Origin of the sequence: Legionella tunisiensis (assembly GCF_000308315.1) — a bacterium.
GTDB classification, from domain to species: domain Bacteria; phylum Pseudomonadota; class Gammaproteobacteria; order Legionellales; family Legionellaceae; genus Tatlockia; species Tatlockia tunisiensis.
This window is the reverse complement of the sequence record NZ_CALJ01000192.1, coordinates 1-10,392: the sequence shown is the minus strand read 5'-3', so window position 1 is coordinate 10,392 and position 10,392 is coordinate 1. Positions and strand designations below refer to the sequence as shown.

The window sequence follows — 10,392 nt, the reverse complement described above, 5'->3', positions numbered from 1 at the left end:
AAGGATTATAACTTTGGTCAAACCATTATTAAAAACGAATAGATGCCGGTTATTTTGATGCTCAAACTATACTTGCTGAGGAATCTCAATGGGGTTATCCACCAGAAAACGGACAAAGTCGTTTGTATGAATCGCCTAATAATCATTCCCGTTTAATTCGAAAATGGCAAAAAGGAGCAATTTAACTTAAATTAAGCGTAGGTTAAAAAGCTAACTCATTGTTTATAAAGAGGCGTATTATTGTGAATGATAATTCTATTGTCTGGTATGAAGCATTAGGGAAACGAGTACATCATTTCTTTACACATACAATTCCTCTTTTTTTAAGCGATGGAAAAGTCATCTTAATCTACCAATTATTGTTGTCGGTTTGGCACTCCTTATTGGTATTTTTCATCTCTTTTCCTATTTGCTTCCCTTTACTGATAATGCTTTTGTGGTGACCAATGTCACACCGGTAGCAGCCGATGTCTCGGGTTTTATTACTGAAATTTATGTAAAAAACGGCCAACACGTCAAAAAAATGACCGTATATTTACAGTTTATAGAGTCCCTTATCAATTAGCCTATCAACAAGCTAGTGCGGATTATCAAGAGGGTTTAAAGAAAATCACCGTCTTTCAAAAGGAAATTGATAAAACAATGGCGCTAATTAGAGCAACTGATGCTGAATTAGATAAAGCTAAATATGCGCTTGGCTTAAAAAGGATAAAAATGTTGCTGAAGCAGTTTCTATTCTGGAAATTAAAAACCTCACTTACGATGTAGCTACTTTAAGTAATAAGCGCGCTTCTTTATTACAGGAAATAGAAATATTACAGGCTAAAATTGAACAACAAAGACATACTATTGCCAGTCTGAAAGCTAAAAAGAATCAAGCTAAAATTAATCTTGATTTGACTGTGGTAAGAGCTCCGGGAGATGGGGTAATTGATAATATGTATGTTTCCCCTAATACACCGATTAAAATTCATAAACCGGTTTTCTCGTTTATAGATACATCAAACTATTATATTCAGGCTAATTTTAATGAAACTGATTTACGTAATGTACGCCCGGGTGATAAGGCTTATATTATTTTACGTATGTATTATTTTGATAAACTATTTCATGGTGAAGTAGTTAACTCCCTATGGCCTGCCGAAAGACAAGTCACTGCTCAAAAAAGCCAGATTCAGGTTGTTTCAAATCAAAATGAATGGTTATTACTGCCACAGCGATTCCCATTGCAAATCAAGATATTGGATCCTGATCCAAACTATCCTCTCAACCCTGGTGCAAGTGCTTATGTTTATATCTCGACTAAAAGATAAGATTGCTGCTTACGATAGATATAAAGAACATCGTACCAATGGGCTAAAAGCCTTGTTTGTCTTGGAACTCATGATTCTCTTTAACCTTTTTCTTCCATGCACAATCCTTATTTTATTTTTTATGTACCCATTACTTGCCTGACAGCTGAAACTGCTGGCACTACGCTAAAAGAAAAATATGTATTTTTGTTATGGACCCTTCTTGGCAGTACGCTATCGATCTTTCTTTTTGGTGTATTGTCTGTTTATAACGTTTTTTATTTTTGTTTTTCTTACACACTGGTACTTTACTTTATTGTGTTGCATACCTTGAAAAAATGCTCGTTATTGTTCCTTTGATGCTCAGTCTAGCATCTTATTCCCTCATTTATGGTCTTGATGCAGATAGCAATTTTTATGTTGCTGTCAATAATGCCTTGCAAACCATTGCAGCTACTGTAGTGATTTTTGCTGGCTTGTCTATTTTTCCTAAAAGCTATTACTTTGAAATTTGGTTCAGTGCATTTCGTGAGGTAATTACTAACTTGGAGACACTCTCCGGCAAATTTTGTAAAGGAGAAGTCGAAACTATCGCTATTTTTCCTGGCATTATTACTATGGAACGTTATGCCAAAATGTTGCCTAAGAAAATTAAATGTTACAGTGTATTGAAGATAACACTGCTAGCTTTTGAATTGATTTTAACCATGTCTTATTTATTATCTTTTCAAAAGCAACTGCACATAGAATACGTTGCTATTTTACATAAATATATTGCACGTCTCGCTAAAGCCTCTAAAACCAGACAGCCTGTTGTTTTAACGCAACAAGAGTTATCTGCGTTTAAGGAAACACATGAATTACGTCTTTTATATCAATTAATTTTAAGCTGGAATTATTTATGCGTGGATGGTTAGGAAATCAAGCATTTACTTACCTTGAATTGCGCTGCATACAGATTAGCACAGTGTTTTTCTTTACTTTTTTGTGCAAGAATGGCTACGTTATCCACGTGCTGGTTGGACTGGATTTGCAGTAATGATGATTTATGCTGGCTTTGACAATGGAACGACAATATTTCGTGCTTATCAACGTTTCTTAGGGGTGCTTTTAGGTCTCTTTAGCGGCTATATATTATGGTTTATAGGCCACGTTGACTATCGAACCCTGATTATTATTCTCCCCATGACTGTTTTTTTGCTTTTTTCTGGTGGGGCGTGAATATAGTGTTCCCACTGTATTCACAGTCAATGCGTCAGTTATTGGTTCTGGCTATTTTAGTACAGAGAATTCACTCACTGTAACTTACTATATTATTGATTATACACTTTGTACCGTGATTGCTTTTGGCATTATTTTAATTTTTGAATACTTTTGGTTTCGCCGTTATCAATTGACAGAACGCTTTATTAGCAAGACGCAATCGGAGGTGATTAACGATCTTTATACCCTGGTTCGGTTATTAAATCAGGGAAAAATCCAACGAACAGAATGGTTTAGATCGTGTATCAAGTTGACGGAAAGCCTCTTTGCAGTGAATATGTTAATAAGGAATGCTCAATTTATAATTAAATCGGAAGATGCAGTGGGAGATCAGTTTAATCAGTTTGTTGAATTGACTAACCGCATTTTTATCGGCCTGAAAGCCTTATACATGGCTTACTATACTAAGCGCTATCACAAATTTGACTACTTTCAGTTGTTCCAACAGGTACAGGCTGATTTAATACGTTTAAAAGCTTTTGTTATTGGTGTAGAAAAGATGGATTTAAGTGATGGAGTAATGCATGCAACACCTGGTTAAAGTTTTTTATTAACATTTATTTTAGCCGGATGTGCTTATCATAATCCTTATCCTAAACCTAATGTTGAAATCATCAATAAATGGTCTGTAGCTGATAGAAATATTATTTCTACAGACGAAAAGAATATGCCTTATATAGCCTGGTGGCGTGGTTTTAAAGATCCGACACTTAACCGGTTTATTAGCAGGGGTTTGGTGTGTAATACCAGTCTTAATATGTCGCGAGGCCATATAGAGGCAGCGCAAGGAGAACTTAAAAAAGTTCGTTATCAATGGATCCCCACTCTAGACATGATGCTAGGTTACTCCAGAAATCCTGCAACTGGATTTCCCGGTATTTTGGCTGTCCTCATTCCCAGTTATACGATGAATATCTTTCATCAAATTAAAGAACAAAAAATAGCCAAATATGAATTGAAGCAAATAAGAGCCGAAGATGATGCTCTTAAATTAATTATTATCTCCCAAATTACAGCAAGTTACTTTACTTATCTAGCAGAAAAAGAGCGTAAACAACTTTTGCAGATTTTGGCTGACGATCTGACTCATCTTGCCCATGTTGCCAATAAAGTCTACAAAGGGGGGATTGAGTTCTGAAATTGAACAAGAAGAGTTGTATAGCGAAGCGGAAGTAATCCGTGGCGAAGTGGAAGTTGCGGAGCGTAATATTGTTATTAGTCGTAATGCATTGCGCTATTTAATTAATCAAAATCCAGGTGAAATAAAGACTTCAGCAAAGTTTTTGCAATTTAATAACCGCCATTTAATACCTGGTTCATTACCTTTAACGGTTCTTGAAAATAGACCTGATATGCAAATGGCTGAAAATCGCTTACGCGCTACTAATGAAGGTATAGGATTGGCAGCCTCTGCTCTTTTACCCACTATCCAATTGGATTTAATAGATGGACTGATTGCAGGTGATAGCCGTTATGCAGTACCTAAAGAGAATATTTATTTTAATGATCAATTATTAAAAATTCCTCTGATCCGGATGTCAGTCCTGGGAGAAATTTCTAAGGCACGCGGTTTGAATAAGGTGTCTTATTTTAATTATATTGATACGCTGCAAAAAGCTTTAAGAGATACTACGAATGCTTTAGCTGAAAATGAGCGTTTAACCAATAAATTTAAGCAGACAACCCGGGCACAAAACGCGTGGCAAAGGCATATGATTTAAATAGTCGCTTATACCAACGTGGCATTCAAAATTATGTGGAGACCTTAAAGAGTAAAATTCTTCTGGATAAGATGAATATCAATTTAAACCAGGATAAATTACAGCAATTAATAACGGTAGTTAAACTCTATCAAGAATTAGCCGGCGGATATCGTGCAGATGAACCAGTGACTAAAGCCATTAATTTACGGCAAACAACTTAATGGATGTTCGTCTCAAGAATTTAATAGGGTCATTGCTCCTTAATGACCCCTAAACCTATTTATACTTAGCTCTCAGGTTGTTGAATACTCTTTAAGCCACGAACGGGTATATCGATATGATAAATATAGTGTTGAATGATTTGCTTGGCTTGTTCGCTGGTTAGAGGCTTAGTCAGCGCCCCTTCCATAAAATAATCAACACAATCATATTTAACCACATCAGCTTCATAACCTGTCAACGCAATGATAGGAACGCGCTGGCCAGTATCTTTCTCCATTTGTCTGATTTTTTTGCGACAACATAACCAGAGGTGTCTTCTAATCCAATATCCATAAAAACCAAATCGTACTTACCAGGTTGGAATAAAAGTGCAGCTTTATCGCCAGATTCGGCAACATCCACCTGGCAATCTAACTGCATTAGCAAAGATTGAGCCGCTTTTTGTGCAATAGTATTATCCTCAATCATGAGTACTTTAGGTGTTTTTTATCATCAATATTGACGAAGGTCTCTTGTGGTTTGGCATTATTTTTCTGTAATTGCTCTTTAATTATACTTAACTGCTCTTCCATTTTCTTACGCTCGCTAATATCCACTAAAATACCAACCAAGCCAATGACATTTTTATCCTCATCAAACAAAGGGATACGAGTAGAAAGGTAATAAATAATACCTCGTTGTTGATCAAAAACCGGGGCTTCTTCTTCGTTGTAAACCGCCTCACCCGAAAGCAAAACATTAATATCATCACGCTTGAATAATTGCATCCGTTCTTCTGACCAAGGAACAAGTTTTATTATTTGTTTGTAGCTGTTACCAACCAATTCCTCGATATTTTTAAGCCCCAGTAACTTAAGAAAATTATTATTTCCACCTGTAAAGATACAGTTTTTATCTAAAATATATACGATATTGGGCATGCACGCGATGATATCCATATAATATTGCTGCAAATTATTAGGTTCGTCGGCAATATCTTTTTCTTGGTCGGGGACATACTAGCTCTCCATAATTTCATCTAATCGCAAGTGAAGTATAGTACATCTAGACTAATGATGTAGGTTTCCTCACCCATATTTCAAGCATAGAGAATGCCATCTATAAATACGGTGTAATTTGTATCACTATAACTGGCGGCAATTGAGATTATGATTTATAAATAGTTTATCTACTCTGAATAGAGACTTATGGTAAATATGAATAATAAACTTTTAAAAGCATTTTTATATTTACGGTTTGGCCTGGTTCCTGGGTGGATTAATTTATACTTGTGCTCATATGATTTCACCAATCAGTTTTTCTCATTCCATTATCTATACACCCGAAATAGCCTCTAATTTTATGCAAAACTACAGCCTTACTGGGCTTATTATGCCTGGTCCTTTATAGTTTTTACTATTGCTGATATGGCCGTCATGTTATTAGGTTTAGCTTTCCGCCATATTTTTGGCGCTACTCTTTACACCAATGTTGCTGTTTTTGCTTTTTTGCCGCTGGTTTTACAGGAGTAATTGTCGATCTGAATTTGCTAGCTTGTTGGTTTTTAATGGGTTCTTTTAAGCTTCCTCCAGAAATTCTCCAGAATTTTTGGAGTACCTTTCTGGTCATTCAATCGCATTCTGCAATCTTGATAGCCTGGGGATTTTTAATGGGGAGCTTAGGAGTTTATCTAGTGTATAAAGCCAGCAAACAATCAAAAATTATTGTTGGAAGCCATTGGATAAAATGGACACTTGTTATTTTTTGGTTAAACATCTCAGCTGTCATTGCACTGATTTATGGCTTGCTAACAACTGATAGCATTCCTATTGCGGTTATTTTAATTATTTTCATGATTTTTGCGGCACCAATTTGGTCTTTTCTAATGATAAGACTATTAAAAGATTAATCAAATCTAGTGTCTATTCGTAAACCAATACTCGGCCAAGGGTGTATTTTTATAATGCGATAAATAGTTAGCAAAAAATTGCTCTGCTTCAGCCTGCCTTTTGGCTCCCAAAAGGCTAAGTAAATAAGTTTGCAGAAACAGTTCATCCTGAGCATCACTTCCCCCATTTGGAAGCAATTAGCTATAATCGGCGCAAACATATCACAGGCAACTTGATAATCTTTTCGCACGAAGGCTAATAGGGGTCGTGTGGAATAACCACCAAAAATGTTAATTCTGAGCGATCATCGATACCAGACTCAAACTATATATTGTGCAAAAGTTAGCTGACCATTCATTTCTATTTCATTGATAAAGCAAAAACAGCAAAGGCCAGAATAATCATACCAGAGAACTTATTAATTCCTCGCATAACTGCAGGACTTAAGCGGTGATGTAAAATAAATGCCACACCACAGCTTAACAACAGCCACCAGACTGCTGATCCCAGTGTTATTCCTAATACAAGTATAATGGCATGAACATAATCAGTGCTTGTTGTGTTTAGGCCGAGGCCAGCAAATATAGCAATGAATGACAAAATGGTAGCTGGGTTGGTTAATGTTAATAAATAGGTCGTGCCAAATGCATGTATGCCTGACTTGTCCTCACTCCCTTCTAATCCTTGCTGTGGCGGCGTGAGGAATAGTTTTATTCCAAGATAGAGTAAAAATAATCCCCCTACTAGACGTATCCAGTACTGTTGTGTGACTAAGAAAGAAGATAGAGCAGTTAATCCAAATCCAGCAATTAACCCATAGCTTCCGTCTGCAAAAGCTGCTCCTAAGCCTGTCATCAAGCCAATTTTAAATCCATCATGAAGTGAACGTTGAATACAGAGCACGCCAATTGGACCAACAGGGGCTGCAATGGCAAATCCAATAATTAAGCCCTTAATGAATAATGTGAGCATTGAGTAATTCCTATAAACTATGGTTGTTTAATTTTTAACACTCACAATTGTGTGTTTCCTATTTGAACGTTACGAGAACGCAAGTAAAAATATAATGTGGTTTTAGAAATATCCAACTGCTCAGCAATTTTTTTACAGGAATAGTCCCATTCCTATAGAGCGCCTCGGCAATTGCTGCTTTTTCCATAGCCGACGTTGACATGCCTTTAGGTCTACCTCCCTTGCGCCCACGAGCCCGCGCTGATTTTAATCCCGCTTGAGTACGCTCACGAATTAATTCGCGCTCAAATTCCGCCAATGTTGCAAAAATACCAAAAATCATTCTGCCTTGTGCGGTTGATGTATCAATTGGATCATTCAAACTGATTAATCCAACTTTCTTTTCAATTAATTTATTGGTTAAGTGAATAAGATGAGCCAGATTTCGGCCAAGCCTATCCAACTTCCAAATAACCAAAACATCATCTTCACGAATATTGCGCATTATTTCTTCAAGCACAGGCCTTGCCATTTTTGCACCACTGGCAATTTCCTCATGAATTTGATCACAACCCGCTTTTTTGAGTGCATCAACTTGCATGGACAAAGATTGCTCTTTGGTTGAAACGCGTGCATATCCTATTTTCATACAGATTAGTCCATTTTACTAACTTAAAAACAATATATTGAACCAAGATTTACTGAACCGCTTTATCTTACTAAAAATCAGCGTACAATGCGATTTTTTTCGACTGAAAGATCAGTCCAGCCAAACCTCCGTTTTTTGAACCACCCTATGACAAAGAAAAATCGGTTGCAGTTACTTACCGAGCCAGAAATTGAAGATTTTTATGCGCGTCCTAATTTTAATTCTGGTGAACGTGAACTTTATTTTGCAATGAATTCACAAGAGATGATTGCGTTGCGTCAATATTCAGCAACAAAGACCCAAATTGCCTTTAGGCTGCAGCTTGCTTACTTTAAAGCCAAGCAGAAATTTTTTGAATTCACCTTCGATGAAGTGCATGATGACGTGACCTATCTCATTGCAAAATATTATAAAAATGCAAAAGCCAAGTTACCAAGCAGCATCACACGTCAAACCCTTAACCAACAAAAACAAGACATTCTAAACTTATTTGATTATCAAGACTGGTCGCTAAAACAAAATGCCTTGGTTGAATCCCATCTCTGCGAATTATTACGTTATTACCCAAAAGGCAATGATACATTTAGGCAGTTGTTGGTATATTTTGAAAATCAGAAAATACTGCTCCCATCTTACCGTACTTTACAAGATCTGTTTACACGAGCATTTTCCAGAGAAAGTGAACGAATTGGCAAGCTGATTCAGCTAATCCCACAAGAACAACAGGAAAAACTGTCAAATCTGATCAAGCGCGAAGAAGGAAGCACCAAATTCAATGTCATTCGTGCAGATCAGAAGAGCTTTAAATATAATCCTATCAAGGAAGAAGTAGCCAAGGCAGTCGAACTCCTCGACTTGTATGTATTTGCAAAGGAGTTTTTACCCTCATTACAAATATCCAAAAATGCGATTCGTTATTATTCCGATTTGGCAGAGCAGTATGCCGCATCAAGATTACGTCGAGTCAATAAAACACAACAGTATTTACAGGCATTGTGTTTTATTTACCATCGCTATCAGCAAATCATGGATAATTTGATCACTAGCTTTATGTTTCATATTAGAGGCATCATGTCAGATGCTAAAAAATATGCTGAAAAAGCACGTGCGGAATACAATACCAATTTGACTGTTGATGTTCCAAAGTTGGCAAAATTTATGAAGTGGTTTCCCAACCGTAAATATGGCATGGGGCATGAAGAATTAAATCGGGAGGCCTATAACATTCTGCCCGAGAAGCAATTTCCGATCATTGCAGACTATTTAATGGGAAGCAGGTTTGATGCAAAAGCCGCCAAGCGAGATTTTTATCTGGAGCAATCTCGTTTATTTGCGCTTTATTTGCGACCGGTATTACTTCATGTTTCATTTGAATACTATAAAGCAGATGCCGATGTCATGGCATTTATCAAGCACATGAAAAATCATTATGGTCTCCGGAAAAAAGGCCCGGCATCCTTTAAATTACCTCAAGAGCTGGAAGACAAGATTTCAGAAACCTCCTTGCCTTATTTGAAGAAAACCGCGAACGATGAACAAATCGATCCGCATTTGTTTGAGTTTTTTGTATATCAAAAAATGTATCACCGTTTAGATAAAAATTTGCTCTGTTGTAACGATAGCGTGACCTATTGTGATGTTGATCATGATTTGGTGGCTGAATCATTGGTTGATGATGCTGAAAAAATTGCCAATGAATTTGGCTATAAAAAATACCTGTTTATTGCGATGAACGTTTAGATGAGGTTCTGGATGAATTAGACCGTGCATGGGAGAGAACAACCAGTCGAATTAATCGTGGTGAAAATCAGTCCTTCAAAATTAAAGAAACGAAATCGGGTGAACAAGATTGGAGCCTTGGGTATGATGGTGTTGAAAAATTGGAAGATAGCTTTTTTAAAACATTACCCCAGGTAGAAATTCCGGACATCATGATGCACATGGGGGATCGTACCAACATGTGGGATGTGTTTACCCACATGAAGTCACGGTACAATGTAAAAACAAAGCCACCTAAAACTGCGGTAAATGCTTGTATTCTAGCTGATGCTTTTGGTATTAGTACTGAAAAAATGGCTGAAATGTCGGATATGAATTTCAACCTTCTACGCTCAACTCATCAGGATTACATTCGTGTCGATACAATGTGTGCGTCAAATGACAATGCAGGTAATCTTGTGCATGGGTTGCCTATTTTCAAATTGTGGGATCTTATCGACAATAAAACATTAGGGGATGGTGACGGACAGAAGATGCCAACCAGCGAAAGTACCATTCAATCGCGGTATTCAAAAAATACCTTGGGAAGGCGCCAGGAATTTCTGTATATACATTGATCGCAAACTTTATCGCAGTCAATGCCAAGAACATTGGATTGAATGAATATGAAGGCCATTCACTCTATGATCTCATCAATGGCAATAAAACAGACATCAATATTGATA

The 10,392-nt window shown here is 36.8% G+C and carries 15 protein-coding genes and 1 pseudogene; 11 read left to right on the top strand and 5 right to left on the bottom strand.

Annotated elements, in window-relative coordinates:
• Positions 1-370: 370 nt before the first annotated feature.
• The 8 genes from BN58_RS34090 to BN58_RS34065 all read left to right on the top strand — a co-directional run bounded on the left by BN58_RS34090 (position 371) and on the right by BN58_RS34065 (position 4,479).
• Positions 371-565 (top strand): biotin/lipoyl-binding protein, encoded by a 195-nt coding sequence (locus tag BN58_RS34090; RefSeq protein WP_232220561.1) that lies wholly within the window; start codon positions 371-373, stop codon positions 563-565.
• A gap of 337 nt (positions 566-902) precedes the next feature.
• Positions 903-1,313 carry an HlyD family secretion protein gene (locus BN58_RS34085; protein ID WP_232220560.1) on the top strand — a complete coding sequence of 137 codons (411 nt, stop codon included), beginning with the start codon at positions 903-905 and terminating at the stop codon, positions 1,311-1,313.
• A gap of 263 nt (positions 1,314-1,576) precedes the next feature.
• A complete protein-coding gene (locus BN58_RS24630; RefSeq protein ID WP_019216970.1) occupies positions 1,577-2,209 on the top strand; it encodes a hypothetical protein in 633 nt (210 codons plus the stop codon).
• A 70-nt stretch (positions 2,210-2,279) separates the two neighbouring features.
• Positions 2,280-2,513 (top strand): FUSC family protein, encoded by a 234-nt coding sequence (locus tag BN58_RS34080; RefSeq protein ID WP_019216969.1) that lies wholly within the window; start codon positions 2,280-2,282, stop codon positions 2,511-2,513.
• Positions 2,503-3,096, top strand: coding sequence for a hypothetical protein (locus BN58_RS24625; RefSeq protein WP_019216968.1), 594 nt, complete (start codon positions 2,503-2,505; stop codon positions 3,094-3,096). Before BN58_RS34080 ends, BN58_RS24625 begins: the two co-directional genes overlap by 11 nt.
• Before the next feature lie 126 nt (positions 3,097-3,222).
• The gene (locus BN58_RS34075) at positions 3,223-3,693 is read left to right on the top strand and encodes a TolC family protein (RefSeq protein WP_232220559.1); all 471 of its coding nucleotides are present in this window, start codon (positions 3,223-3,225) and stop codon (positions 3,691-3,693) included.
• The gene (locus tag BN58_RS34070; protein ID WP_232220558.1) at positions 3,683-4,276 is read left to right on the top strand and encodes a TolC family protein; all 594 of its coding nucleotides are present in this window, start codon (positions 3,683-3,685) and stop codon (positions 4,274-4,276) included. Before BN58_RS34075 ends, BN58_RS34070 begins: the two co-directional genes overlap by 11 nt.
• On the top strand, positions 4,255-4,479 hold the full coding sequence (locus tag BN58_RS34065) for a hypothetical protein (protein WP_232220557.1): 225 nt from the start codon (positions 4,255-4,257) through the stop codon (positions 4,477-4,479). The genes BN58_RS34070 and BN58_RS34065 overlap by 22 nt, the downstream gene beginning before the upstream one ends.
• A gap of 65 nt (positions 4,480-4,544) precedes the next feature.
• Here BN58_RS34065 and BN58_RS34060 read toward each other — a convergent pair whose 3' ends face one another.
• Genes BN58_RS34060 through BN58_RS34050 form a run of 3 tightly spaced genes read right to left on the bottom strand, consistent with a single transcriptional unit; the run spans position 4,545 to position 5,418 of the window.
• Positions 4,545-4,718: a hypothetical protein gene (locus BN58_RS34060; RefSeq protein ID WP_232220556.1), complete on the bottom strand. Its 174-nt coding sequence runs from the start codon at positions 4,716-4,718 to the stop codon at positions 4,545-4,547.
• Complete coding sequence (locus tag BN58_RS34055) at positions 4,715-4,948, bottom strand: response regulator (RefSeq protein WP_232220555.1); 234 nt, start codon at positions 4,946-4,948, stop codon at positions 4,715-4,717. The genes BN58_RS34060 and BN58_RS34055 overlap by 4 nt, the downstream gene beginning before the upstream one ends.
• Positions 4,945-5,418, bottom strand: a complete 474-nt coding sequence (locus tag BN58_RS34050; protein WP_232220554.1) for a PAS domain-containing protein — start codon at positions 5,416-5,418, stop codon at positions 4,945-4,947. Before BN58_RS34050 ends, BN58_RS34055 begins: the two co-directional genes overlap by 4 nt.
• Positions 5,419-6,107: 689 nt before the next feature.
• Here BN58_RS34050 and BN58_RS11530 point away from each other — a divergent pair.
• Complete coding sequence (locus BN58_RS11530; RefSeq protein ID WP_156812491.1) at positions 6,108-6,368, top strand: hypothetical protein; 261 nt, start codon at positions 6,108-6,110, stop codon at positions 6,366-6,368.
• 340 nt (positions 6,369-6,708) lie between these two features.
• On the opposite strand, the gene BN58_RS11520 is transcribed toward BN58_RS11530, so the two are convergent.
• Positions 6,709-7,320: a LysE family translocator gene (locus tag BN58_RS11520; RefSeq protein ID WP_019216963.1), complete on the bottom strand. Its 612-nt coding sequence runs from the start codon at positions 7,318-7,320 to the stop codon at positions 6,709-6,711.
• A gap of 58 nt (positions 7,321-7,378) precedes the next feature.
• Positions 7,379-7,948, bottom strand: a complete 570-nt coding sequence (locus BN58_RS24610) for a recombinase family protein (protein WP_232220553.1) — start codon at positions 7,946-7,948, stop codon at positions 7,379-7,381.
• Between the two features lie 147 nt (positions 7,949-8,095).
• On the opposite strand from BN58_RS24610, the gene BN58_RS24605 reads away from it, so the two are divergent.
• Positions 8,096-9,688 (top strand): DUF4158 domain-containing protein, encoded by a 1,593-nt coding sequence (locus tag BN58_RS24605; RefSeq protein WP_019216962.1) that lies wholly within the window; start codon positions 8,096-8,098, stop codon positions 9,686-9,688.
• Positions 9,689-9,879: 191 nt separating this feature from the next.
• Positions 9,880-10,392: pseudogene (locus BN58_RS30920) on the top strand (Tn3 family transposase); the annotation flags it as partial.